Annotated in this window: 25 protein-coding genes; 5 read left to right on the top strand and 20 right to left on the bottom strand. The window is 54.8% G+C overall.

Annotated features, from left to right (window positions below):
* Positions 1-66: 66 nt before the first annotated feature.
* From KQX66_RS19295 to KQX66_RS19260, 8 genes are all read right to left on the bottom strand, one after another.
* Entirely contained in the window at positions 67-1383 is a 1317-nt protein-coding gene (locus KQX66_RS19295) for a deoxyguanosinetriphosphate triphosphohydrolase family protein (RefSeq protein ID WP_216794433.1), read from the bottom strand.
* A gap of 115 nt (positions 1384-1498) precedes the next feature.
* Positions 1499-2032 carry a hypothetical protein gene (locus tag KQX66_RS19290; RefSeq protein ID WP_216794432.1) on the bottom strand — a complete coding sequence of 178 codons (534 nt, stop codon included), beginning with the start codon at positions 2030-2032 and terminating at the stop codon, positions 1499-1501.
* A gap of 32 nt (positions 2033-2064) precedes the next feature.
* On the bottom strand, positions 2065-2505 hold the full coding sequence (locus KQX66_RS19285) for an Hsp20/alpha crystallin family protein (protein WP_216794431.1): 441 nt from the start codon (positions 2503-2505) through the stop codon (positions 2065-2067).
* Positions 2506-2618: 113 nt separating this feature from the next.
* The gene (locus KQX66_RS19280; protein ID WP_216794430.1) at positions 2619-2867 is read right to left on the bottom strand and encodes a spore germination protein; all 249 of its coding nucleotides are present in this window, start codon (positions 2865-2867) and stop codon (positions 2619-2621) included.
* Positions 2868-2921: 54 nt separating this feature from the next.
* Entirely contained in the window at positions 2922-3149 is a 228-nt protein-coding gene (locus KQX66_RS19275) for a spore germination protein (RefSeq protein ID WP_054976862.1), read from the bottom strand.
* 155 nt (positions 3150-3304) lie between these two features.
* Positions 3305-5248, bottom strand: a complete 1944-nt coding sequence (locus KQX66_RS19270; protein WP_216794429.1) for an LTA synthase family protein — start codon at positions 5246-5248, stop codon at positions 3305-3307.
* A gap of 224 nt (positions 5249-5472) precedes the next feature.
* The gene (locus KQX66_RS19265) at positions 5473-7059 is read right to left on the bottom strand and encodes an ArnT family glycosyltransferase (RefSeq protein WP_216794428.1); all 1587 of its coding nucleotides are present in this window, start codon (positions 7057-7059) and stop codon (positions 5473-5475) included.
* Between the two features lie 211 nt (positions 7060-7270).
* Positions 7271-8266 carry an aldo/keto reductase gene (locus tag KQX66_RS19260; protein ID WP_216794427.1) on the bottom strand — a complete coding sequence of 332 codons (996 nt, stop codon included), beginning with the start codon at positions 8264-8266 and terminating at the stop codon, positions 7271-7273.
* Positions 8267-8430: 164 nt separating this feature from the next.
* Here KQX66_RS19260 and KQX66_RS19255 point away from each other — a divergent pair, with 164 nt between their 5' ends.
* Positions 8431-9267 carry an AraC family transcriptional regulator gene (locus KQX66_RS19255; RefSeq protein ID WP_216794426.1) on the top strand — a complete coding sequence of 279 codons (837 nt, stop codon included), beginning with the start codon at positions 8431-8433 and terminating at the stop codon, positions 9265-9267.
* 91 nt (positions 9268-9358) lie between these two features.
* The gene (locus tag KQX66_RS19250) at positions 9359-9547 is read left to right on the top strand and encodes a hypothetical protein (protein WP_216794425.1); all 189 of its coding nucleotides are present in this window, start codon (positions 9359-9361) and stop codon (positions 9545-9547) included.
* Here KQX66_RS19250 and KQX66_RS19245 read toward each other — a convergent pair.
* The 3 genes from KQX66_RS19245 to KQX66_RS19235 all read right to left on the bottom strand — a co-directional run bounded on the left by KQX66_RS19245 (position 9532) and on the right by KQX66_RS19235 (position 12172).
* Complete coding sequence (locus tag KQX66_RS19245) at positions 9532-10362, bottom strand: serine/threonine protein kinase (protein WP_216794424.1); 831 nt, start codon at positions 10360-10362, stop codon at positions 9532-9534. The two genes, KQX66_RS19250 and KQX66_RS19245, sit on opposite strands and share 16 nt — an antisense overlap.
* Before the next feature lie 155 nt (positions 10363-10517).
* Positions 10518-11462, bottom strand: a complete 945-nt coding sequence (locus KQX66_RS19240) for a TRM11 family SAM-dependent methyltransferase (protein WP_216794423.1) — start codon at positions 11460-11462, stop codon at positions 10518-10520.
* A gap of 116 nt (positions 11463-11578) precedes the next feature.
* Positions 11579-12172 (bottom strand): SGNH/GDSL hydrolase family protein, encoded by a 594-nt coding sequence (locus tag KQX66_RS19235; protein WP_216794422.1) that lies wholly within the window; start codon positions 12170-12172, stop codon positions 11579-11581.
* 259 nt (positions 12173-12431) lie between these two features.
* On the opposite strand from KQX66_RS19235, the gene KQX66_RS19230 reads away from it, so the two are divergent.
* Positions 12432-13451, top strand: a complete 1020-nt coding sequence (locus tag KQX66_RS19230) for a GNAT family N-acetyltransferase (RefSeq protein ID WP_216794421.1) — start codon at positions 12432-12434, stop codon at positions 13449-13451.
* A 99-nt stretch (positions 13452-13550) separates the two neighbouring features.
* Here KQX66_RS19230 and lepB read toward each other — a convergent pair whose 3' ends face one another.
* From lepB to KQX66_RS19215, 3 genes are all read right to left on the bottom strand, one after another.
* Positions 13551-14105, bottom strand: a complete 555-nt coding sequence (gene lepB / locus KQX66_RS19225) for a signal peptidase I (protein WP_216794420.1) — start codon at positions 14103-14105, stop codon at positions 13551-13553.
* 170 nt (positions 14106-14275) lie between these two features.
* Entirely contained in the window at positions 14276-14917 is a 642-nt protein-coding gene (locus tag KQX66_RS19220; RefSeq protein ID WP_063179239.1) for a GTP pyrophosphokinase, read from the bottom strand.
* A gap of 246 nt (positions 14918-15163) precedes the next feature.
* Entirely contained in the window at positions 15164-15574 is a 411-nt protein-coding gene (locus KQX66_RS19215) for a nuclear transport factor 2-like protein (protein ID WP_216794419.1), read from the bottom strand.
* Between the two features lie 240 nt (positions 15575-15814).
* Between KQX66_RS19215 and KQX66_RS19210 the strand changes: the two genes are divergently transcribed.
* Positions 15815-16765, top strand: coding sequence for a helix-turn-helix transcriptional regulator (locus tag KQX66_RS19210; RefSeq protein WP_216794418.1), 951 nt, complete (start codon positions 15815-15817; stop codon positions 16763-16765).
* A gap of 686 nt (positions 16766-17451) precedes the next feature.
* Here the strand turns inward: KQX66_RS19210 and KQX66_RS19200 are convergent.
* Complete coding sequence (locus KQX66_RS19200) at positions 17452-19098, bottom strand: MDR family MFS transporter (protein ID WP_216794417.1); 1647 nt, start codon at positions 19096-19098, stop codon at positions 17452-17454.
* A 9-nt stretch (positions 19099-19107) separates the two neighbouring features.
* A complete protein-coding gene (locus tag KQX66_RS19195; RefSeq protein WP_216794416.1) occupies positions 19108-19548 on the bottom strand; it encodes a MarR family winged helix-turn-helix transcriptional regulator in 441 nt (146 codons plus the stop codon).
* 310 nt (positions 19549-19858) lie between these two features.
* Between KQX66_RS19195 and KQX66_RS19190 the strand changes: the two genes are divergently transcribed.
* Positions 19859-20902, top strand: coding sequence for a phosphotransferase (locus KQX66_RS19190; RefSeq protein WP_216794415.1), 1044 nt, complete (start codon positions 19859-19861; stop codon positions 20900-20902).
* Between the two features lie 32 nt (positions 20903-20934).
* Here KQX66_RS19190 and KQX66_RS19185 read toward each other — a convergent pair whose 3' ends face one another.
* The 4 genes from KQX66_RS19185 to KQX66_RS19170 all read right to left on the bottom strand — a co-directional run bounded on the left by KQX66_RS19185 (position 20935) and on the right by KQX66_RS19170 (position 24080).
* Positions 20935-21567 carry an NAD(P)-dependent oxidoreductase gene (locus KQX66_RS19185; RefSeq protein ID WP_216794414.1) on the bottom strand — a complete coding sequence of 211 codons (633 nt, stop codon included), beginning with the start codon at positions 21565-21567 and terminating at the stop codon, positions 20935-20937.
* A 55-nt stretch (positions 21568-21622) separates the two neighbouring features.
* The gene (locus KQX66_RS19180) at positions 21623-22276 is read right to left on the bottom strand and encodes a DsbA family oxidoreductase (RefSeq protein ID WP_216794413.1); all 654 of its coding nucleotides are present in this window, start codon (positions 22274-22276) and stop codon (positions 21623-21625) included.
* A 92-nt stretch (positions 22277-22368) separates the two neighbouring features.
* The gene (locus KQX66_RS19175; protein WP_216794412.1) at positions 22369-22797 is read right to left on the bottom strand and encodes an Rrf2 family transcriptional regulator; all 429 of its coding nucleotides are present in this window, start codon (positions 22795-22797) and stop codon (positions 22369-22371) included.
* A 179-nt stretch (positions 22798-22976) separates the two neighbouring features.
* A complete protein-coding gene (locus tag KQX66_RS19170) occupies positions 22977-24080 on the bottom strand; it encodes a GIY-YIG nuclease family protein (protein WP_216794411.1) in 1104 nt (367 codons plus the stop codon).
* Between the last annotated feature and the right edge of the window lie 6 nt (positions 24081-24086).

Below are 24086 nucleotides of genomic sequence, written 5' to 3'. Positions count from 1 at the left end.
GAGATGCGATACTAACGCTCGCTCCCAGTATATGCCGGGAAGGGCCAGGATCAGACCCCAAAAGCGTTAATCCATCTCATAAATCGAGCCGGATTTGCTTGCAAACAGCTCGGCGTATACCTTCTCCGCGTAGGCATCCGTCATGCCGGAGAGATAGTCGGCCACGAAGCGCGGCCATGTCCAGCGGTTTTTATGCCGTTCGTAATTTTCGATCCAATCGGGCGGAATGATCAGGCGCCCTTCCTCAGGGACCTTGAAGCTGTCCCACAGCCTCCGGATCATAATTTCGCTGCGCTTCTGGAGCCGCTGTACGCGGAAGTCTTTGATCAGCGTCACCCAAGCCAGCTTTTTCAATATTTCCATCGTCCGCAGCAGCTCCAAATCCTGCTGTCCGTCGCGAACGAACGTGACCCGCTTCCAGCCTTTCTTCGGATCGTCGATAATGCCGACACGCCCGGCAAAAGCGCTCACCCAGCGGGCTTTCATCTCTCTGCGGGTCCGCGAGGCCTCGTTGTCGCACGCCGCGTAGATTTCCTCCCACTGCTCCAGATACGAAGCCAGCACGTGCTTGACCATCGACTTGATATCGACCTGATCCCAGCCGACCTCCAGATTCCCATGATCGCCCTCGATCTCTTCCACCAGATGCATCGCCAACCGGTCGTCCTCGAAAAAGGTCCGGTTCATCTGAATTTTGCCGGCGCGGATGCCGTCCTCGATATCGTGCGTCGAATAAGCGATATCATCGCTCAAATCCATCAGCTGCGCCTCCAGCGTCGAGCAGCCGGCCGGCATGTTCCATTTGTCGCGAAGATAGCCGATGCCTTCCCATTCCATCGGATACACGCCTTTAATCCGTCCGGGTGTATCCAGATTATACGGGTATTTATTAATCCCAAGCAGCACCGATGCCGTCAAATCGAGGCCGCTGCCGCTGCCGGCGCGCTTCTCCAGAAACATCAGCAGGCGGAAATTTTGCGCATTGCCTTCGTAAGCCAAGCCGTGCTCTTCGGCAAGCAGCCGGTTCAGCACTTCTTCCCCTTTGTGCCCGAACGGCGGATGTCCGAGATCGTGCGCGAGCGCAGCGCATTCCACAACCGCCGGGTCCATCATCAAGCCAGGGTGCTCCTTGCGCTGCAAAAACTCATAGTGCTCGCCAAGCCGCCGAGCCGTCTCGCGGGCAATTTGTGACACCTCGATCGAATGTGTCAGTCTTGTCCGATAGTAGTCGCCGGACCCGGCGCCGAATACCTGCGATTTGCCCTGCAGCCGCCGAAAAGCCGGGGATTGGATGAGCCGCGCATAATCCCGCTCGTATTCGTCCCGTTCTTCGCTGAACGTCCCGGCCACCGGTTCGTCCAGACGCAGTTTACGCAAATCCATAATAATCCCCCCGCTACTCTGCTTTCCTATGTCATGAAAAATAACATCATAGGTTGTTGAGCAAATTGTAGCATATTCCTTTTGCAAAGGAAAAGGGGCGCCTCATGGGCTTGTCCTACGTCCTGCTGCCGAAGCGGATGCGGGGGCCGCCATGGTGCGGATCGCTTCCCGGAGAAGCCGGAGCAGATTTGTTCTCCTGAACCGGTTTGCCGTTCTCCCCGGGTTTGTGATCCGCGGCAGCTTTGCCGTCAAAGGCGGGCTTGCCTTCCGTTGTGGGATTCCCGCCTGCCTTAGGTTTGCCCTCCGACTTAAGCTTTCCGTCGGCCACGGGCTGGCTTGTTCCGTTCCCGCTCCCGTCGGCTTCCTTGCCGTATGTATACGCTGCTCCGATGTTTAGTTTGCCGCTCAAGTCCCGAATCCCCAGCTGTCCGAGGTTGTTGTTCAGATCGACATGCTCAACGACCACCTTCTCAATAGATAACGATTGGATCACAATGGCGGGCTGAGTCTGCCGTTCCTCCAGCTTCGCTATCAGCTGGTTCAACCGTTCTTCCAGCTGACGGAGCCGCTGCGCTTCTTCCTGCTTACCGCCTTGCTGCGGGGGCGCGTTGGAATTGGACGTTGTCCCGAAGAGCGATTTCCTGTTCATCGTATCCCCACTTTTTTTTGTAATCATCCAAATTATTCAATCTCGATATGTTCGTCTTTGCGCCGCATTCTTTCGTAGTTAAGAATCAGCAGCCCCCGCTCGAAGCAGGCATGGACCGGAGACTGCTCTCCCAGCTGCGGCAGCGGGATCGTACGCTCGAACGGTCCGTAAAAACGTTCTTTATGAAGCGGTACGGCGTTATCCACCGGCGGCTTCGCAATGCCCCGCACGGTCAGTTCGTTGCCCGACAGCGTCAGCTCCACGTCCTCCTTGCACAGCCCGGGAAGCTCCAGCACGACCCAATTCTCCTCCTCCCGCTCGTACAGATCGTACGCCGGATACCGGCTTGGCTTACTGCCCTCCGCGCCTTCGGAAGCCGCATCATCCTTTGCCTCGAATACAGACTTCCAAAAATCCCCTTTCTCGAGCTTCTGTGCCAGCTCCATCCACTGCTTCAGTTTATCCATGTCCATAACCCGAAGCCTCCTAACGGCCGACCGCCTCATAAACTGCTATTCAGAAAAAGTGCCGTTTCGCAGCTTCCGATACAGCCCTCTTGTCCCTTCTGCCCGCATACCGCTGCATGTTAGATGGTATTCGTCACCGGCGCGGTTGGGCTGCCGAATGCAGCCTGAGTTTGATCTGCAAGATCGGGGTCCGCCGCGGCATTGATCATCAACGAGGAAACGGGAGATAAGTCCCCGTTAGCAAAATTGGCGCCGACAACTTTCAAGTTGACCGTGTGGCCGTTTTGCACCGTCGTGCCGAAATCAATGTTCGCGTTTTTGGACAATCCGTTCGTTTTAATATTAAAAACATTAATAATGTTGGGCATCTTTGGCGCCTCCTTCTGCTTGCAAGCCCACTGGTAAAACGTTAAGCTTATGCGTCACTTGGAAGAGAGCGTGAGCTCCCCTTGGTCGTTCAGATCGGGATCGATATAAATATTGCGCATCTCGGACCGTGGCGGGGATTCGTCTCCAAAGGACGCGTTGGTTCCTTGCGTTTTGGAACGAACCGTATGGCCGTGGTGGAACGTATCCCCGATGCTGAAGGAGCCGTTATTCGAGATGCTGTTGATTTTGATATAAAAAATATTAATCGCCGGCGTCGTCACAGAATCCACCCGCTTTCGGCATTGATTCTATATTGTATGCGCGGAAAGGCAGTGATTTGCCCACCAAAGCAAAAAAAGCGCAAAAAGACGGCTGGACCTTTGTCCAACCGTCTTTTTGTTGCTGCGAGTCATCCGTTATTCCGCGTCCTCCGGAGTTAATGTCCGTCGGCATTCGGCACGGCTCTCCCGCCTTGCGGATCTGCTGCCCCGGCGGCAGAAGGAGCTCCGGTATATTTGGCGAGATACTGCTTTCCGAACATTTCATCATATTGAAGCTCCCGGTACTTCTCCACATCGGCAGCGGCCGAAGCCGGAACCGACGCATGCATCTGTCCGTCCGAATCGATGACGAGATTGCGCAGCAGACCCGGAATCTTCTTGGACAGCTCGGCATTGTACGCCAGCGCGGCAGGCTTCTCCATCTGCAGCCGATCCAGCACGTAGGCGCTCAGGAACGAGTTGCTCAGCACCGGCACCTGCTCCTTCGCCATGTCGAAGTTGGACCACATCACAAAAGGCACGCTGTGCATCTTTTTCAGCTCCTCCAGCGACCATTGATCCGATTTGGCCGTAGGAATGAACCCGGACTGCACATACACATCGTAATCGTACCCAAGCATCGGCAGATGATCGCCATAGAACACGACAACCGTCGGCTCGCCGGACTTTTCGAAATGATCGATCAACAGCTGCAGGCTGCGGTCCGCATCCCGGGCGCCGTGCACGTACGTTTCCAGCGTATCGCGGGCCGTATCGTCAAGGCTGCCTTGAACTTTAACGGGATTGTCGCTGCCGTAGCGGTGATCGTCGTAAGGGCCGTGATTCTGCATGGTGACCGCATAGATGAACGTCGGGTTGTCGTTGGACTCCACTTCCTTGATAATGCTCTTGGACACCTCGTCATCCGCGATGAAATCGCCGCGGTATTCGGGATTCTGGAAGCCGTCCTTGCTCAGGAAGCTGTCGAAGCCCATATGCTTGTAGACGTTCTCGCGGTTCCAGAACCAGCCTTCGTACGAATGGATCGCGGCGCTCTTGTAGCCGAGGCCCTTGAAATAGCTGGCCATGCTCGGAATCGGCTTACTGATGTACTGCTGATACGGCACCGAGCCGGCCGGCAGAAAACTCATGGACTGCCCGGTCAGCACCTCAAATTCCACATTGCTTGTGCCGCCGCCGAACTGCGGCGATAACAGGTAGCCCGACGTACTCTCCTGTTGAAGCCGGTGCACCGTAGGCACCGGGTCTTCGCTGAAGGTAACATTCGGCAGCAAGGTCGGGTCCCAGAACGCTTCGTTCATAATAAAAATGACGTTCGGCTTCACTCCGCTTGCGGCGTTCGCCGTCGACGTACCGACCATGTCGTTCAGGCTTTCGGCCAAACTGGCCATCGTAGGCTCACTGTAGCCTGGCGGCTTCGGCACGATCGTATTTTTTACGTTCATGGTAAACGCCAAGGACAGCCCGTTCGTTCCGTAGTTTTCCTGCTGGTTCCAGACGATCTCGTTCACTCCCGCCCGGTCCAGCAGCGTTCCGACCCACGGAGCCCGCACGCCGAAGCTGTACAAGGCGAAGATACACAGCGCGCCGAGGACTACCCGGGTTACAGGGCGCAGCGACAGCCGCGGCACCCACAGGCGGAACAGGAAGATCACGGCCACGATGGCGAAGACCAGCCCGATCCGCACAAGAGCGGTACGAGTCGTGACCAGCGGCAGGATGTTCATGCTCTCCTTGTTCAGGAAAATGTCCCATGGAAAGAAGGGCTCGCCGATCAGCTTGACCTTGAAATAACTGATCAGCGATACGATCGAAAGCAGCAGGGCGCTAATGCCGACAGACAGCACCAGCGACCCGATGATACAGTAAATCAACACAAACACCAGAAACACAATCAAAGCATTTAATTCGAACAGCTTCCAATTGGCGGTTAGCCAAGTCCAGGTCTCGTGTACGGTTCCCCGTCCTATCAGCTCCATGCCAAATACCAGAAGCAGGGGAATTCCAATCATTGCGGCAACGATAAAGCTGTTCCAACCCATGCGGGCAAGCTTTGACCGTGATGACTTTGGCTGTCCTTGGACATCCAAGGGACGCATCGCTTCTCACACTCCTATCAGCCCGCATATCGTTCTTATTGCGGAATCAATTTTTAACTTATTGTAAAGGCTGAATATTAAAGAAAAATGAATTTAAGATGAAAGGGAGAAATTGGTCCTTCCGGCTCAGGACTTTATCCCCGTTATCGGCAAAAAAGAGCAGGGCTCGCTCCGGGGAGGTTGCCTGCTCTTTCTTATTACCCAAATTTACAAAAGGTTAACACTTATGGGGCCGATGGCTGCCATTTTTTTATTTTGTACAGCCGCCACTCGTTGTCAAAATCATGATACAGCTCGGCCCATTCGTTGCCCTTTTCGTACAAATCCTTGTATTGCGTATTAATGGCGCTTTTATCGGCGTTCGGCAGCGGCCGCGGGATCAAAATATAATCGACGCCGTTGCCGGGCGGATCGTTCTTGGCCTTCTTGAAGTCATAATCGCTCGTAATCAGAAATTTCTTCGTATTGCGGCTGTTCACCAGAATCGTAAACGCGGAGGCCGAGTCGGTCAGGATGGTCGCATCCCCCATATGCTCATCCAGCCACTTCGCCACGGAGCGGTCCAGAATCTGGCTCTGATAATATTTGTTCCCGCTCTTGATCGTCAGAAACGTGTTCTCATCAGGCGCAATTTGCGGATTGGTCACCGCATACGACAGCAGCACGGAAGTCGCCAGCAGTCCGGCAGCCGCAACCGTGAAGGCGGCCCGGCGCTTCCGGAGCAGGCCGAGCTCGTAAGGAATCCAGGCTACCGTAATCGGGTACACGTACATAAAATAGCGGAACCAGCCGAAGGACGACTCTTTCATCAGCAGCGCAAATTGCAGTCCTGGAATGGACAGGAACAAGCACACCAGCACCAAAGTCTCCCAACGCAGCAGCCGTCCCGCAAACGTACGGATCAGCAGTACGGCCGCCAGCGGCGCGGAAAACCAGGCGGTCTTTTTGGCAACGAAGCCCAAGGCCAGCAGCGGGCTGTTAAAGATCCGGCTGAAGTTCTCGTCGCCCTTCAGCGCGTCGGACTGGGCCTGATTGGAATACTCGGAGTGCAGGAAGTAAAGCGCGTCGCCCATAATAATATAGTTGAAAAAAATCCAGAGCAGCCCCGAAAACACGGCGGGCAGCAGCAAAATGAACGCGGTGGCCTCCACCTTGCGGGCCCGTTCCGCCCATGGCAGCGGCCTTTCCCCTTCGCCCGGCGGCATCAGCAGCAGGACGATCAGCAGAGCGGCTCCCAAGGACACGCCGAAGGGCACGGCTTCGTACCTCGTCCAGAACGCCAGGGCCAGCGCAAAGCCGGCGAGCACCAGGTGGCTGATTTGCCGCGTTTTGAGCCAGTCGCCGAACCGGATCACGGTGTACATGAGAAAGTAAATATAAGGTGCGTCGCTGAGCCCGTTCGCCCCAAACAGGAAAACGAACGGATTCAGGCAGTACAGCAGGCTGAGTCCGAGGCTCATGCCGAACGACAAGCCGTTGCGCCGCCCGGCATCATACAAGAGCAGCGCCGTAAGCCCGGCGAAGACGCTGGAGACCAGCACCCCGGCCAGCCCGTAGGAAGCCAGCTCCGGCAGGATCGGATACAGCACCAGAACGGCCAGCTCCATGAGGCTCGGCAATGGATTCCATACGAACCCGATGGCGCCCAGATGAGGGTCACGGCTGTAGAGTACATAGAAAGCGTTAGCCACCCGGCTGAGCGCATCCGAATGCATGTATCCGACGACATAACTAATATAGAAGCCGAGCGCGAGCTCGGTTAGAAAGAAAAACAAAAATAATCCCCAGCGAAATGCGTTTCTTCTCAGCATCGATCTAAAGCTTCTCCCGTCCGAAAAATAACTGCGGCCAGATTCGTCAAAGAATAGGCATTTAGAACCATTATAGAACGAGAGTGAACTGGTGAAAAGAGGTAATTCAGGAATACGGTCTCAATGCAGGATAGCCGTTCCGGTACGATGCGCAAAAAAGCCGTGCGCGACTCTTGCACTTTCCGAGTCACGCACGACTTGTGCCGAAGGCTTACCTGCCGCCAAGCACGGCTTCGATCCGCTCCAGCTCTTCGCTGCTGAATTCGAGCTTGCTTACCGCGCCTACGGCATCCTCGATTTGGCTTACTTTGCTCGCTCCGATGAGAGCGGAGGTTACCCTGCCTCCGCGGAGCACCCACGAAATCGCCATCTGCGACAGCTTCTGGCCGCGCTCCCGGGCGATATCGTTCAACTGACGCACTTTACCCATCACTTCATCCGTCAGCTCCTCCGGCTTCAGGAAGACGCTCGAACCGGCCGCGCGGGAATCTGCCGGAATTCCGTTCAAGTAACGGTCGGTCAGGATGCCTTTGTAAAGCGGCGAGTAAGCGATGCTGCCGACGCCTTCCCGCTCCAGCAGATCCAGCAGGCCGTCTTCGACCCAGCGGTCCAGCATGGAGTAGCGCGGCTGATGAATGACGCACGGCGTGCCGAGCGACTTCAGGATGGCGATCACCTGCTCCGCCCGGTCGGCACGGTAGTTCGAGATGCCGACATACAGCGCTTTCCCTTGGCGCACGAGGTGGTCGAGCGCGCCCATCGTTTCCTCCAGCGGAGTATTCGGGTCCGGACGGTGATGGTAATAAATGTCGACGTAGTCCAGCTTCATCCGCTTAAGGCTCTGGTCGAGACTCGCGATCATATTTTTGCGGGAGCCCCATTCGCCATAAGGTCCCGGCCACATGTAGTAGCCTGCTTTCGTCGAAATGATCAGCTCGTCCCGGTAGTTTTGGAGATCGGAATGGAGGATTTTGCCGAACGTTTCCTCTGCCGATCCCGGAGGCGGTCCGTAGTTGTTGGCCAAATCGAAATGCGTGATGCCTAAATCAAATGCGCGGCGGACCATAGCCCGGCCGTTCTCATAGATGTCGCCGCCGCCAAAATTGTGCCACAAGCCCAAGGAAACGGCCGGCAGCTTCAGCCCGCTGGCTCCGAGCCGGTTATATTTCATCGTGTCATACCGGTCGCCGCTCGGTAAATAAGACATATTCGCAACTCCTCCTTAGGAAGTGATTTAATAACCTGCACTGCTTGTTTCATTGTAGCGCGCACCGTTGGAAAATCGTATGTCAGCATGTTGGATAAAATATAGTATAATGTCACTTAATCCTCTTCATGGTGAAGGGGACTTACGGAGCGGAGGTGGCAAGCGTGTGTGCCTTTAAGTATGTTCACAGGCCCGGACCGCACGAGGCGGGTACGGACTTGAAGCTGTACTACTGCGGGATGGAAGACTGCGCGCCCGGACATTCCTGGGGGCCCGGTCTGAAGGATCATTATAAAATTCATTACGTCCATCGCGGACGCGGCGTGTACCGGACTCCCTGGCAGACGTACGAGCTGTCGGCAGGATACGGCTTTCTCGTGTCCCCGGACACGGTATCGTCCTATCAGGCCGACCTCGACGAGCCTTGGACGTATTCCTGGGCGGCCTTCAACGGGGTGCAGGCGAAGCATTATTTGCAGCGGGCCCGCCTTAGTCCGGAGCAGCCGGTCTTCGAGTGCCGCAGACCGGAGGTCATCGAAGGCTGTCTTCAGCGCATGTTCGAGGCCGGCAGGAGCTCCCCGAGCCGGGATATGAAGCTGCTGGGCGCGCTGTATGACTTTTTGTCCGTACTGACCGACGAAGCTTATGAGGAAGGGGATATGCCGCCGGAAGCTTTTGTCCCGATGCGGGATAGGTATGTAAAGCAAGCGTTGGAATTTATCGAAACGAACTATTCGAGGAATTTTACAATAGAGGAGCTGGCCCAGTCGATCGGTCTCGGCCGAAAATACTTGTCCCGGCTGTTCAAGGAGGCGCTCGGCGTATCGCCCCAGCACTTCCTCCTCCGGTATCGTATGGACAAGGCATCCGAGCTGATGAGCAACGGCGCGCTGTCGATCGGCCAGATTGCCTATTCGGTCGGGTATAAGGATCAGTTGTTGTTCTCGCGCATGTTCAAGAAGATGAAGGGTCTGGCTCCCAGCCATTACAGGAACCGGTAGGTTTGGCAGCGCTTTTTCCTTGGACGGTCCGCGAAACCTCCCTTTCGTTTGTCCGTACTATCTATTATTCACGAAACGGGAGGAATTCGCGATGCTTAAACATTTGCTGAAAAAAATCGTTCACTCCGTCACGCATTCCAAGCAGGGCCACTACCGGCACGGAAGCAGCTCGCACCGGTTCGTCCAGCCGCGGCGCTACTCGTCGTCAGACCACCGGCACCATTCCGGACACGGCCACGGCTACTATAAGAACAAATACCGGCGTCACTCCAGCTCCTGATTTGCGTCTGCCGCATTTTCCAGCCTCTGCAGCGTGTTGTCCATTTCCAATCGAAACGTTTCCGTATCCGCATAAGGCGGCTCCACTTGCAGGAGCCGCCTTATCATATGCTTGACGTCGCCCGAGACGGCAAGCTCCTCCTGCCAGTCGGCCGGCGGCTGTCCGGGGCGTTCTTGATACGAAGAATACAGCAAAAACAACAGCAGATGCCCCACCGCGTACAAATCGCTCTGCACCTCGGGCGTTCTCCGCTTCCTGAGCTCCTCGTCCGCATACGGCTCCGCTGCTTCTTCACCGATCCGTTTGGCCAACCCGAAATCGATCAAGTAGAGGCGCTCCTCCCGAAGGATCACGTTAGGAATCCGGACATCAAGATGAACAATGCCCCGGGCATGAACGTAGCTGACGATCTCCATCAGTTTGGCGATCCACCGCAGGCTTTCGAGCTCCGAGAATGGCCGTTCCTGCTCGAACAGCAAGTCCTCGATCGTATGCCCTTCGATCAGATCGATCGCGATGCAGAGCCGGTTCCTATGCCGGAACGAGCCCCGGAAGCCGGGAATGCCCGGGTGCTTCAGCCCGCTCAGCAGCTCCGCCTCCCGCTCCAGCAGCCGCTCGGCCAGCGGCCCCTTGCTCGGCTTGGACTGCTTGACCACCACGTGCTCACCGGTACGGATATCGCGGCACCGGTACGCCAGCCCGTAGCTGCCGCTGCCGAGCGAACGGACGATTTCGTAAGTGCCCGCCAGCAGCCGCCCCTCCGGCTCAGGGTAATCGATCCAGGCTTGCCGGATTCCTTTGAGATAGTTTAACATCACTGCTCCTCCAACCCGTTCGAATCTTCTCGCGCCTTCTCGCATTTGCAATTCGCTTGCTCCTACATACGAAACGGCGCCGATTCCGGTTCCCGGAAAAAACCGGGAACGCCCCGTACAGAAGGAAAAAGCGCCGACCCCTGACGGGTCCGCGCTTAACGGCATATGACGATGTGCCGGGAAAACGAGCCTTTGCGTACAACGCACCGCTCCAGAACGGCGAATCCGGCCTGCCCGGCGAGCGTCCCCACCGGCTCGGTGGACACGATAACGGCCCGCTCGGCCAGCCGCCGGAGGTTCCCGAGCAGGCGAAGCTGTTCTTCCGGCGAAATGACCGAGCACAGGTTGTACGGCAGGTCGAGGACGGAGGCATCGTACCGCCCGTTCACGTCGCCGATATCCGCCACGCGGACGACATCCGGCAGTCCGAAGTGGGCGAGATTCGCGCGGGCGCCGCGGACCGCAAGCGGATTGATGTCGGAGCCGACGATGTCGATCCCCATCGAGAGCGCCTCGACCAGCACCGTGCCGATGCCACAGCACGGATCGACCGCCCGGATGCCGGCAGGCTGCGGCACGGCAAGGTTGGCTACCGCCCGGGCGACCCGCGTGCTGAGGGCGGTGGAATAATTTTGCGGCTTCCGGCTGTGCTTCAGCCAGACCGCTTCGTTCTGCCGGCAAGGGCCGAGCACCCAGCGCCCTTCGCCGGTGCAGGCGAAGCCGAGCAGCCAATCCGGCCGGCGCATGTCGGCCCGGCCGCGGATGCGCGCGCCGAGCTCCCGCTCCATCGCGCGCTGGTCTTCGTACGCGGCGTGGCTGGCGGCCTTGACGAAGACGACCTTGAACGAGCCGCCGTCCAGCTCCAGCGTTCCGGCCAGTTCCCCCAGCTCCTGCAGGCTGGCAGCCTCGCACAGCACATCGACGCGCTGCTTGACGAACGGGCTGCGGCTCGGCTCGGCGTCCGCCGGACTCTCCAGCCAGCCGCCCCGCGCTTCCGTGCCAAGCAGCGTGCGCAGCTCAAGCGCGCACAGCTCCGCCTCATCCTCGTGACAGGCGTAGGTATACAAGTATGACACCGGTCTCGTACCGGACAATTTCATGGGCAAGTCTCCCCTTACATTTGCGCAAGCCTTCAAGTCTGGTTGTAATCTTATCAAAGGGGGCGGCCGTATTCAAATCAGCGCCGTTTTTCTCAAGGACGAGCCTTTGTCAGATTTTAATGTCGCCCGAGGTCAGACCTTGAACAAACAGCCTCATACCGAAGATGAACAGCAGCAGCAGAGGAACACTTATCGACAGAAGGAAGTCGGTAATGCTCAGCCACCTCCTCATGATTGCACACATTGACATGTGGCTTGTTCATTTTGAGGAAGTAGGGGTATCCGGACTGCTTAGCCGTATAGATAAAGCAAATATCCATATGCGGGTTCATGGTTCGGGCATGCCGTACGATCCCTTCCATCGCCCGCACCGAGGGCAGCCGCCTTCCGTTATCGTTCGCCGCAAACTCGACAAACAAGAGATCCGGCACACAAGTGCGGAAAACGTGGCTCTGCAGCCGGTAAGCACCATAGACCGAGTCCGTTCCTCCGACCGCGGCTTGAATGAAGCGAAAAGCCGTTTGCTTGAAGCTGTCCGTCAAATACTGGCTGATCCTCGCCCGGTAGCTCGTTTGCTCGGGATCGGACGCCCCGTTTCCCGCCGTCACCGAGCCTCCCATGAAAGCGATCGTGACGCTGCCGCCGCTCTTCAGCTTCCGGGCCGTTCTCCCGATTCCTTCGCGAAGCGAATAGTGAGTTCTGCATTCCATACTTGACAACAACCTAAGCCCCCCTATGATTGGCTCCTGCTACCAAATGCATTGTTGTTCCATTTCACCCGCCATTCCACTGTACCGAAAGGAGCGCATCCGCAGCAAGGTAACAAAACTTCGATTTAGTGGAGGATTCTATGGTTAAGGGAACAAAGCGCAATTCGCTATAACCAAATTTTCCATTCCTTTCCGTAAGCTCTTCATTGCATAATAGGTTACATAGACGATAGGTCGAACATAAAAAAGAGGTGACGGAATGTCCATTGAACTGCGGCCCTTGCGGCTGCCGGATGATTACGAAGCGTTGGCGGCATTGTTGAATACCTGCTGGTCGGAGCCTTGCACGGCCCAAAGGCTGGAGGAGGACGATGCCAAGCTGTATGAGGTCGGCCATACGTATCTCGATGACAACGGTCTGCTGGCCGGCTATGACCGTACCCGGCGCGTTGCCGTGACGGAGCAGGATGTCATTGTCGGATACGTCTGGTCTTGGCGGGCGCCATGGACGGAGCCGGGGCATCTCAATAACACGCTTATTGTAGCCGGAGAATACCGCCGGCAAGGAGCCGGGCAGTTGCTGCTCGAGCATGTCATCGATTGGGGAACCGCTCTCGGGGCGACGATCCTCGTCACGGAGGTATGGGACGATCACCCGGATGCGCTGCAATTTGCCGAGCGCCGGGGGTTTGCGGTCGAACGGCATGTTTTTCAATCGGTGCTGGATCTGGATCGGGTAGACCCGGACCGCCTGCACGAGGCCGAAACGCTCAAGCTGCTGGAGAGCGGAGGTCTGCGCTTCCTGACGCTGGCGGACGAGCCCGGCGAGGAGAGCGAGCGGAAGCTGTACGAGCTGTACAAGGAGACGCTGACAGACATACCGGGGTACACGGGGGAGGTTCCCGACTTTCAGGAATGGCGCAAATGGTATCTTATGGCCGAAGGCTACGCACCGGAGCGAGTGATCATTACAGCGGACGGCGACAACTATGTCGGAGTAACCAACGTGCTTCACAACCGGCAAACCAACGGGATGTATCACGAGTATACGGGCGTAAAGCGGACCTACCGCGGACGCAAAATTGCGTTGGGCTTGAAAATCAAAGCCATGCTCTTGGCCAAGGAACAAAATGCCGCCTATATCCGCACGGACAACGATTCCATGAACGCGCCCATTCTCCGGATCAATCGCAGCTTGGGCTATGAGCCGCTGCGGGGGACTTACCGGCTAACCGCCAAGCTGCGGGATGTGGCGCAACTCGCGCCCAAACGCGTTTGAGAATGATTGGACAAAAAAATCGGCCCTGCGGCATAAGGCATAAGCAAGGCCGATTTTCCATATATCAATCCATAGTCGCAAAGAGGGCTCTTCCCTTGCTTACGGAAACTTCATAATTCCCATCACGTGATCGAGAGGAATATAGCCGATGTTTCGGCTGTCGCTGCTGTTATTCCGATTATCCCCCATCACAAAAATGTGCTTATCGGGAACCGTCCACTTCCGGTTTGAACTAAAAATCATCGCCTCTTTCATATAAGGCTCCTGCAGCGCTTCCCCGTTCCGGTAAACTTGATTTTCCTTGAACTCCAGAACGTCACCCGGCTTGCCGATGACTCTTTTGACATAAAAAACATGCTCGTCCGTGTTCCCTCTGAAGTATTGCACCATGGGATTCTCCAGGATGCTATCCGTCAACGTCCGTTCCCGGTTAACACGACTGTCGATCACGACGATATCGCCGTACTCCGGCAAGTAAGAAAACGTATGGGATAATTTCGAAACGTAGATCCGCTGGTCGTTCTGCAAAGTAGGCTCCATGGAATGCCCTTCGACCTTGAACGGCTGGAAAACAAAAATGCCGATGACCAAGGACAGTACAAAAGCCATGGAGAATGCGCCAATCCAGCTTCCGAGTTCTTTTATTGCTTTCATCAGGCGGCCGTTACCTCCTATAGTATCATTTATTTTCCATTATGCTGGAAATGTTTAAAAAATACAAATTTTGGCGCAGCGAATAAGCGCTTTCTCTTTAACGCGGAGAAAGACAAGACCCTTTGCGTCCTGTCTTTCTCCATTCGGGCAGCCCCGGTTTGGGTGCCGATTTACTGAATCCGCGCATAGGGCGAATCCAGGTGTCCGATTTCGTCGCTGATCGCTTTCATTTTCGCATCCAGCTCGACGGTTAGATGCGCGGCGGACAGCAGCTCCTGCTTTAGGCGGTCCGGAATGTCCTTGTTGTATTTGTAAAAAATTTTATGCTCCAGGCTGGCCCAAAAATCCATCCCCAGTGTGCGCAGCTGGATTTCGGCTTTGACCAGCTGCGTGCCCTTGGAGAGCAGCACCGGAACTTCGACGATCAGATGCAGGCTCTGATACCCGTTCGGCTTCGGATTGCGGATGTAGTCCTTGCATTCGATGATTTTCATATCGTGCCGGTTGTTCAGAATTTCGTACAGATCGTAAATGTCGCTCAGAAACGAGCAAATAATCCGCACGCCGATAATATCGTTCAAGTGGTCCCGCGCCGCGACAAGGCTGATCGGCAGGCCCTTGCGCTGCAGCTTGTTAATGATGCTCTCGGGCGATTTGATCCGGGTCTTGATATGCTCGATCGGGTTGTAGTTGTAGACGTGCATGGCCTCTTCGTTAATATGCCGGATCGTTGTGCTCAACTGCTCCATCGCAAACTTGTAAGGCAGGAACATCTCTTTCCATTCGCCGGCCGCTTTCAATTTATCGATCATAATCTGGTCCCTCGTCAATTAAGTATTGGATTAGACCACCCAATGGAGTCCTCTTTTATCATAAAAAATTATGGCGCCCGAAGCAATTTTGTGAAAATAATGTGGACAAAATTCCGTCCGGTCCTGCTAATAAGCAATGCGTTGCATGAAAAAACCGGACCCTTACGCAGGAATCCGGTTCTCGTATTAGCAAGCAAAGTTCAACTAACCTAACGTTCTCCGTTCAAGGATGAGGCAACAATTCAATTAGTCCTCATATTTTTTTAGCGGCATACCTACAAATTCTTTAAACGACATGATTTGATTGTGCTTGAATTCAAAAACGATAGCAAGTTCATTGCGATATGGCTGGTTGCTCAAAGTCCCTTCAGCTTGAAATACCACAATCCCAAAATGGGTATCTTGAAGTTCTATCAAGGGGGTAAGCTTAACTTGCAACATTTCCCGTTCAAAGCGAACCAGTTCGTTAAACCGATGTACTCCTATTTGTTTTTCTTTCCACCCGTCGATTGGCAACGGGATGGAAAAGTGAAATTCCTCATTCACAAGCGCTAGAAAATCTGCAGTATTTCCTTCCTCGAATGCTGCGCGGAAAGCCCGAAATGCTCGACTACATAGCGTTTCGACTACATTGGTTTTGTCCCTATTATCCCTCATCGTTCGACCGTCTCCTCTCACACATATTAAATCGCTGAGTCAAAACTGGTATTCGATTACGATCGACTCTTTTTTCGATCTCCTGAAGTCCTACGAACTTATCTACCTCAGTTGCCATTCCGCTTCCTCCTGTAGCGTTTATTCTTTCCTCGCGAGTGAAAGACACCTTAAGAATATCCAATAAACATGACAGGTGATTACATGTTTTTGTTGTATTATTAAAAAAAGGGGTGAGGTCTAATGCATAAATCGCAACGATTATTAAGATTGATCATGATCGTTAATGCAAAAAAATCCTTTACCATATCCGAGCTTGCACACGATGTGGGTGTTTCGCCAAGAACTATTTTTCGGGATTTATTAGATCTCAGCGAACTTGGAGTGCCGCTCTATTCCATTCAAGGACGCGGGGGAGGATATAAACTTCTTAACGAAAGCGTGCTCCCGCCAATAACCTTTACTCAGAGCGAAGCAATTGCCATTTATTTCGCTGCTCAGTCCCTAAAATATTTCGGGTCGCTTCCGTTTGGCGATAAAGCCGAATCTGCGCAGGATAAGTTTTACCACTTCTTGCCGCCAGATGTTCAAGATCAAATTGACCGATTAAAAAATAAAGTTGTAATTTGGAGCCCCAATCGTGAAATGTCAGTTTCCTGCCTAACTACGTTGCTGCAAGCCCTCATGATAAAATCTGTCGTTACTATTGAGTACAAATCGAGCGTTAGTGGAAAAAATACTAGAGATATTCAACCCGTCGGACTCTATTCAGACCGCGGATATTGGTATTGTCCGGCATATTGCTTTGCACGACGCGGCTACAGGCTTTTTCGGGCGGATCGGATTATAACGGCAATTTTGAATGAGCTCATTACTTGGCGCGAGGATGTAGATAGAAAATCTGTGTTCGACTGGCAGGAAGATGAGGAAAATAGCCAAGAAAAGATAATCTTTTGCGTAAGCTTAACGTCAAATGGCTTAAAAAAACTGGAACCAAACGGAAGATTTCGAGATTTCATCGAGCTCCAAGAAGACGGTACCGGATGCATTCGCATGCACATCCCCATCAATAAGTTGGAATTTTATACAGACATGATATGGGAATTGGGACAAGACGCTAAGATCGTGGAACCATTGGAAGCAATTGCGTACATGAAACGCACCATTGAAGGAATGAATGAACTGTATTCGTGAAAATCCCAAAAGCCCCATAATACCGATGGTCAACTTTGCAATCGCGCTTTTCTTTGTTGGATAAGCAACGGTATAGATAGTAGCAGTAACGCAATCCCGACAGCCAAATACCGCCCTTTCCCCTCGTACGAAATCATAAGGACAAGCTCCCACCAAGTGGAGGGACCGGAATTGACACAATTATGGCAGTAAGGATAAGCAAATATAAAGGGCAGTACTCCGATAAACGTAACAATTGTTCCGAAAAGCAGCAACACAACAGACAGCTTTTTCATCATCAGGCCCCCTGTCTTCATTCCATTTTATCACAACAATTGAAACTGTTTCATTCCTCAGACAAAACAGGCCAGGTGCCAAAACCCTGGATCGCAATGGTCGAAGTAGCCCACATGGTCATCAGCACGAGCGTTCTCCCCCGCAGCTAGCGAATTCCCGGATACCGGCTCGGGCGCCGGCAGCCTGCCTGTTTCTCGCTCGACTTCACGTTCGCCTTCAATTGAGGACGAAGCACGGGGAACCGATCTTGCGAAAATCGTGGATGATTTACCGGAAGGAGTCCTTGCATCTTTCGTTGATTAAAGCGTTTGTCGACTTTATCAAAGAACTGAAGCTGATGTGATGGAATTTATCGTTTAAACCAAAAAAACGGACCCGGACCAACTCATGGTCCAAGCCCGTGTATGGTTTTACCCGTTCGCCGGCTGCTTCCCGCGGAGGCGGGGCGCCGGTTCGCGGTCCGTTTCCGCCGCTTCCTGCGGCTTCGGCCCCGGGCCGCCGCTTCCGGTCCGCAGCGGAATCTCCTTCAAGAAGAACGTCAGCACAAGCGCGACCGCCAGCAGCGCAGCCCCCGCCAAAAACACATTGGCCAGCGAGTAACTGAGCGCCTCGCGGAGCGAATCGATCATCCGGCCGAACACCGTCTGCAGCTCCGGCGGCAGGGCTGCCTGAATCTGCGCCAGCTTCGGCTGATCGAGCAGCATCTGCGGATTGTGGAACGCGGCGAGCTTCTCCGCTACCTTCGGATCGAGCTTGCTCAAGTCGACGCCCCGCCCGCTGGCCAGGATTTCCTGCAGCTTGTTCGTCATGCCCGTCGACATAATCGTCCCCATGACGGCAATGCCGATCGTGCCGCCCAAGTTACGGAACAGCTGCGAGGAAGCCGTGGCGACGCCAAGATCTTTCGGCGATACGGCGTTCTGAACGGTCAAGGAAAAGACCGGCATCCCCAGCCCGAGGCCGAAGCCGAACACGATCATGCTGAGCACCGTCACCGAGATCGTATTCATGTAATGCATGATCATCATCCCGATGACCATAATGATAATCCCGATAATCGCGATCCGCTTGTATTTGCCCGTTTTCGTGATCAACTGCCCGCTGATCGCGCTGGTCACGACCATCCCGATGGACATCGGCATCGTCACATAACCGGAGTAGGTCGGCGAGATGCCCATTACGCCCTGGACGAAGAACGGCGTATACATGAGCGCTCCCATCATCCCGGCGTTCATAATAAACCCGATGACATTCGAGATCGTCACAATTCCGTTCTTGAACAACGAGAGCGGCAGCACCGGACTTTTCACCCGACTCTCCACCCAAATGAAAATAACCAGCGCCACCAATGTACAGGCGAACAAACCGACAATTTGCGATGATCCCCAGGCATATTTCGTGCCGGCCCACGAGAACGCGAGCAGCATCGGCACGATCGTCAACGTAAGGAACAGCGAGCCGAAATAATCGATCGATTCCGACGGCTTGCGCTCCACCTTCGGGAACATCGTCAGAATCATAATGAAAGCGACAATGCCAAGAGGCAGGAAAATCCAAAATACCCAGTGCCACTCCATATGGTCGACGATATATCCTCCAAGCGCAGGACCGACGACACTCGCGAACCCGAACACCGACATCATGATCCCGGACCATTTCCCGCGCTCGCGGGGAGCGAACAAGTCGCCGACGGCCGTAAAGGCCGTGGCCATAATAACTCCGGCGCCCAACCCCTGAATACCCCGGTACGTAATCAGCTGAAAAATATCCCCGGACGTCCCCGCCATGAACGCGCCGATCATAAATAAGACAATCCCCGTTAGAATAAACGGCTTCCGGCCGTAAATATCGGACAGCTTGCCGACCAGTACCGTTGCGATCGTCGAGGTAAGCAAATAAATCGTGATGACCCATGTATAGTAGTCCATTCCGCCGAGCTTGGCGATAATCCGCGGCAGAGCCGTTCCGACGATCGTCTGGTTAATGGCTGAAAAGAACATCGCCGCGATAATGGCGATCATAATCGTGATTTTACGTTTATACGATAAATGTTCCACGTTACCTTCTTACTCCTCTCCCAATTGTTCCATGTTGTTGAGCATCCGGTTAAAGAATCGGAGATGCTGCCGAATCTCCTCCTCCGACAAACCGGCGAACAACGATTCAACCAGCTCCGTCTGCTGCTCTCCAAGCTGCCTTAGCTCGCTCAAGCCCCGTTCCGTCATTTCCAGATAAACGACCCGCCGGTCGTCTTCTCCCCGATACCGCTTAGCATACCCCTTTTCTACCAATTTATCGGCCTTGGCGGTAATCGCCCCGGATGTCAGCTCCAGAGCCTCAGCCAAGTCGGATACCTTCTGCGGTCCTCCGCGCAGCTGCCGGAGCACCATAAACTGGGCCATCGAAAGCGACTTGTCGATATGCCGGCTCCACAGGTACGACATTTCTTTGACGACCTTCCGGAACGTGCGGGCCAGTTCGGTTTTTAATTGATGCTCCTCGTTCATGAAAATCACTCCTTTCGTGTCAAAAGGCGCCCTCCAAGGAAGGTGTTTTCAAAATAAAACCATTAAAACACAAAATAATTTAATAATAAACAATTAAAATATTTATTCATTATACACCAAAGGCATTCGTTTGTGAAATATTTTTGAAGCCGCTGGAAAAATTCGATGTCCACCTCGACAACTGCTCCGACGCCCTCATCAAACCTGACGAGTCTCAAATTTATGAGTTTGTCCGTTACGCGGTACGGGCAGCCGAATACACTAGGGGTAGACTCCAATTCCATACCATCACGAATGGGAGGAACCTCGTGTGGCTTACCGAACCCTCAAAACGAGATATCGTCTCCTAGCCCGCCGTTACGGACTGCAAATCAAGCGAATCATCCCATGCCATTCGCTTTACAAACGCAATGCCGCTTACCGTACAATCACCGATCGGGGCGACTTCCTGCTAAAGCCGTTTTGCCGAAGCCGCCTCCTTGGCCGGCGCACCCCCAAGCAGCAAATTGAGCGCATTTCTTCACACATCCGTACGCTGAAGGAGAGCGGTTACCCCCATCTGCCGAAGTGGTTGACAACGTCATCCGGCCGATACTGGACCAGCTATCGAGGCAAACCCTATTATTTAACGGAATGGATTAAAGGCCGGGGGCTTCAAAACGACGTACAAGACTATGATAACCTCGGAAAAGCATTGGCCGGGCTTCATAATGTCACACCAAACTCCCGTTTGCCGATGTCTTGCTTTACGTTACAGGAAGCCGCTGTCCTGAAGCGGCAGGATGCCTTGTTTCGACGGCAGCTCGTGCGGTTTAAACGTCGAGGCCGCTGGTTTCGAATGCACGGGGCCGAGTGCATCGCCTTGGCGGACGAAGCCTGGAGGATCATGGAGACACCGGAGGTACAGCGGCTGCTCTTGATGGAACATGAGCATCCCGCTCTCATTCACGGCGATGTTACTTTTCCGAACGTCATTATCCGGCCCGACAGGCTGTTCCTGATTGACTGGGACCGGGTCAGGATGGGCTCGATTTATCAGGAAGTCGCAAGAACGCTGCTGAATACCACGCTTTTCGAACCGCTGCTTATGGAAGCGCTGCTGCGCGGATACGAACAATTCAAACCGCTGCGGCCGGAAGAACGTCTGCTCATCAGCGCCTTGTTCCGGCTGCCGCGCGAGGCTTGGTCATCCGCAAAGGGCATAGCGCTTGGCCGCAGTCGAAACGTGAGCCGCTTGGTGACAAGAACGTGGGGCCGGCGTTTGAACGCCGTCGTCTGGATGGAGGGTTGGGCCGGGGCAGCATCCCCTGAAGGGACGGGGATAAACGAAGAAGGCGAACCGCCTGCGATGTGAGTCGCTGCGGTTCGCCTTTGGTTTGAATCGGATTAATAGCCGACGGTAAACCGTTTGCCGGAGAAGCGCGGACGCTCCGCCTCGTCTAGCATAGCAACGGCGTAGTCTTCAGCCGAGATGCGGCTGTTCCCCTCGGCATCCGTGACGAGCCGGTCTTCTTCCGTACGGTATTGGCCCGTTCTCTCGCCCGGTTGAATCAATGCGGCCGGGCTCAGGTTCGTCCAGTCGAGTCCGGAGCTGCGGTAGACCTCCAGCGCATCCCGGTGCGCCAATGCAATTCCCTTCCATTCCGCAGGGAATTCAGGCGTATCGACCAGTTGCACGCCAGGAGCCACTTCCAGACTTCCCGCGCCTCCGACGGTCAGCAGACGGCTGACGCCGGCCTTTTTCGCCGCATCAACCAACGCTTGGGCAGCTTGGGCCAGCTTCTCCTCTTGACCGTGCGCCGGACCGTAAGCGCTAATCACGAGGTCGTGACCGGCTGCCGCTGCGGCGAGACTATCCGCGTTCGAAACGTCTCCCGTTACAACCTTCAGGTTCTCGTTCTGCTTCGTCACACGAGACGGATCGCGCACGATGGCCGTCACTTGATGCCCCCGGCTCAAGGCTTCCTCCAATATCCGCTGTCCGATCGTTCCCGTTGCTCCAACCAATGCAATTTTCATCGTCAATCCATCCTTTCGTCCTATAAAATGTTAGGGTGATCAAAAGTTATTGCGGTTAATCGCATTCTCCATCCACGGTGCAGGACAGCCCTTCGGCGGCCTTGCCGGCTTGACCGGCCAGTTCCTCGGCGATCACCTGCTCCAGCGTCTCGCGGTTCGCTACGCCTCTCAGCACCTTGTTGCCGATAAAAAACGTAGGGACGGCCGTGATACCCGCTTCCCGGTAAGCATGATTCAGCGCTTGCTGATGAGCTTCCTTGTATTTCCGAGTTTCCAGCGCCTCCCGGTACTCGGCGGCATCCAGTCCGATTTCACCGGCCAGCTTCGCCAGCACGTCCGGGTCCCCGATATTTTGCTCCTCCTGGAAGAAGGCCCGGAACAACCGGTGGTTGTACTCGTTCCCTTTGCCGTGCTCCTTGGCGTATTGATACCCTTCGAACGCAAGGTGGGTGTAAGGATGCGGGGAAACCCGCGGCAGCTTCATATCGATGCCCATCCGCTGTGCGTAAGGAGCGATGGACTGCTCGAACATCCTCAATTTCGGCGGGTCGTTCCATGGGTCCAGCGGCTCAGTCGGGCTTGGGCGCAGCTCGAAGGGCATCCATTCCACCTCGACGTCCTTGCCCTGCACGGCCTGCTCCAGCGGTCCTTCTGCCAGAAAACAGAAGGGACAAACGTAGTCCGAATACACTTGAATTTTGACGGTCATTTTTCAATTCACCTCCTTAATAAAGTCGTCCGAGTCTCTTCTTTCCATTCCCGTGTAACCACCACAGTTACAGGTTACGGCAAAAAAAAGGGTTACCGGTCACCCCGTACCAAATCGAATACAATCTGGTCCAGCGTAACTTTCGCCAACTCGTTCTCCATGGCCGACTCCGCCCGTTTGAAGACGGTGTCCAGCGTGCCTTGAATATTTTGCCCGACCGGGCATTTCGGATTCGGCTTATCGTGCGCCGCGAACAGCTCCCCCGGCGGGTCGTTCTGCACGGCGCGATAAACTTCCAGAAGGCTGATGTCATGGGGCTGTCGGGCCAGCGATGCGCCACCGACGCCGGGACTCGTATGCACCAGCCCGGCTTTGCCCAGCAGACCGATCAGACGGCGAATTACCACCGGGTTCGTGTTGACGCTGCCCGCGATAAATTCCGACGTATTGCGGCCTTCTTTATTCATATCGAGGAGAGCCAAGATGTGAATCGCTACGGCAAAACGACTGCTGATCGACATTCATATCCTCTCCTCTCCGTTAATTCCACTACCTGTAACCATTGTAGTTACAATTGTTCGTTTTGTCAACCTGTAAAAGAAACTGAAGAGTAGGTCCTCTCCCAACAAGAGCGAAAACAAATAAAGCACCGACCGTTTGTCCTTGGTCCGTGCTTATGTTATTAGGCCTAGCCGTCCGTTCACGGCTTCTTCCCGTCGCGTCCGATCCGGTACTCGTAGTTGTCCTTGCACAATTGCAGCAAATCGTATTTCAAGCCGCGCTTGGGCGTCGTAATCTTGATCGCCCGGCCTCCCGTTCTCCGCAATACGGCACGAACCGAACCGGGATCGCTCACTTTGTTCACGATGAGCTCGTCCGGCCCCTGGGCTTCCCCATAGCGGCTGACCAGAAAACGGTCGCAGGCGACCTCGCCGTATGCGCGCTCCAGTTCATGCATCTGAAAATCCCGCAGCATGCCCTCCTGCACCTTGGCGATCAGCACCCGATCCTCGCCGAAATACAGCACATCCTGATGGATCGAGCCTTCCCGGTCGACGATCTGCTTCTCCGGCATTTCCTCCAAAATGCGCAGGTGACGAAGCATGCTGCCCGCTTTCTCGAATTCCAGACGTTCGGCGTACTCGCTCATCTTGGCGCGCATCGCGGCGATCAGGTTCTCCCCTTGGTTCAAAAGCAGACCGGCCGCCTGTTGCGCCGTTTCCCGGTATGCCTCCTCCGTGATTTTCCCTTCGCATACGCCGCTGCACTTGCCGAGGTGATAGAGCAGACAGACGCGCTTCGGCAGCTTTTCGCACGTCCTCAGCTTATAATGCTCCGTGACAAATTCGAGCACGGCATCGCGGAAACGGGCGCTCCGGTAAGGACCGAAGCGGTGCTCCTTTCCCAAAGCAGCAGCCCGGCCTTCACCACTTGCGGTCCGCAGCCTGCGGTCGCGGTAATATTCGGTCAGCCGCGGAAACCGCTCGTCCGTCATCTGCAAGTAAGCATACCCGCTGTTATCCCGCTTGAGCGCCCGGTTGTACGGGGGCTTATGGATTTTGATCAGATTGTTCTCCAGCAGCAGACTTTCCGACTCGTTATTGACCAGCACCACTTCAATGGACGCGATGTCCTGCACCATTTGACGAATGCCCCTGCGCTGATCCCGATTTTGGAAATACGAGCGCAGACGGCTGCGCAAATTTTTGGCTTTGCCGACGTAAAGGATGCGGCCCTCGGCATTTTTCATGATGTAGCAGCCCGGGCGTTCCGGATAATCGCCCGCTTCGAACTGAAATGGCATCGCAAA

Source organism: Paenibacillus oleatilyticus, from assembly GCF_018998565.1.
In the GTDB taxonomy this organism is placed as follows: Bacteria; Bacillota; Bacilli; order Paenibacillales; family NBRC-103111; genus Paenibacillus_G; species Paenibacillus_G oleatilyticus.
Note: the sequence above shows the minus strand (reverse complement) of the source record. Positions and strands in the feature narration are given on the sequence as shown.

Excerpts from the sequence above, each read along its gene's own strand:
- KQX66_RS19295 (WP_216794433.1), bottom strand. The coding sequence starts at position 1,383 with ATGGATTTGCGTAAACTGCGTCTGGACGAACCGGTGGCCGGGACGTTC.
- KQX66_RS19290 (WP_216794432.1), bottom strand. The coding sequence starts at position 2,032 with ATGAACAGGAAATCGCTCTTCGGGACAACGTCCAATTCCAACGCGCCC.
- KQX66_RS19285 (WP_216794431.1), bottom strand. The coding sequence starts at position 2,505 with ATGGACATGGATAAACTGAAGCAGTGGATGGAGCTGGCACAGAAGCTC.
- KQX66_RS19280 (WP_216794430.1), bottom strand. The coding sequence starts at position 2,867 with ATGCCCAACATTATTAATGTTTTTAATATTAAAACGAACGGATTGTCC.
- KQX66_RS19270 (WP_216794429.1), bottom strand. The coding sequence starts at position 5,248 with ATGCGTCCCTTGGATGTCCAAGGACAGCCAAAGTCATCACGGTCAAAG.
- KQX66_RS19265 (WP_216794428.1), bottom strand. The coding sequence starts at position 7,059 with ATGCTGAGAAGAAACGCATTTCGCTGGGGATTATTTTTGTTTTTCTTT.
- KQX66_RS19260 (WP_216794427.1), bottom strand. The coding sequence starts at position 8,266 with ATGTCTTATTTACCGAGCGGCGACCGGTATGACACGATGAAATATAAC.
- KQX66_RS19250 (WP_216794425.1), top strand. The coding sequence starts at position 9,359 with ATGCTTAAACATTTGCTGAAAAAAATCGTTCACTCCGTCACGCATTCC.
- KQX66_RS19245 (WP_216794424.1), bottom strand. The coding sequence starts at position 10,362 with ATGTTAAACTATCTCAAAGGAATCCGGCAAGCCTGGATCGATTACCCT.
- KQX66_RS19240 (WP_216794423.1), bottom strand. The coding sequence starts at position 11,462 with ATGAAATTGTCCGGTACGAGACCGGTGTCATACTTGTATACCTACGCC.
- KQX66_RS19235 (WP_216794422.1), bottom strand. The coding sequence starts at position 12,172 with ATGGAATGCAGAACTCACTATTCGCTTCGCGAAGGAATCGGGAGAACG.
- KQX66_RS19230 (WP_216794421.1), top strand. The coding sequence starts at position 12,432 with ATGTCCATTGAACTGCGGCCCTTGCGGCTGCCGGATGATTACGAAGCG.
- lepB (WP_216794420.1), bottom strand. The coding sequence starts at position 14,105 with ATGAAAGCAATAAAAGAACTCGGAAGCTGGATTGGCGCATTCTCCATG.
- KQX66_RS19220 (WP_063179239.1), bottom strand. The coding sequence starts at position 14,917 with ATGATCGATAAATTGAAAGCGGCCGGCGAATGGAAAGAGATGTTCCTG.
- KQX66_RS19215 (WP_216794419.1), bottom strand. The coding sequence starts at position 15,574 with ATGAGGGATAATAGGGACAAAACCAATGTAGTCGAAACGCTATGTAGT.
- KQX66_RS19210 (WP_216794418.1), top strand. The coding sequence starts at position 15,815 with ATGCATAAATCGCAACGATTATTAAGATTGATCATGATCGTTAATGCA.
- KQX66_RS19195 (WP_216794416.1), bottom strand. The coding sequence starts at position 19,548 with ATGAACGAGGAGCATCAATTAAAAACCGAACTGGCCCGCACGTTCCGG.
- KQX66_RS19185 (WP_216794414.1), bottom strand. The coding sequence starts at position 21,567 with ATGAAAATTGCATTGGTTGGAGCAACGGGAACGATCGGACAGCGGATA.
- KQX66_RS19180 (WP_216794413.1), bottom strand. The coding sequence starts at position 22,276 with ATGACCGTCAAAATTCAAGTGTATTCGGACTACGTTTGTCCCTTCTGT.
- KQX66_RS19175 (WP_216794412.1), bottom strand. The coding sequence starts at position 22,797 with ATGTCGATCAGCAGTCGTTTTGCCGTAGCGATTCACATCTTGGCTCTC.
- KQX66_RS19170 (WP_216794411.1), bottom strand. The coding sequence starts at position 24,080 with ATGCCATTTCAGTTCGAAGCGGGCGATTATCCGGAACGCCCGGGCTGC.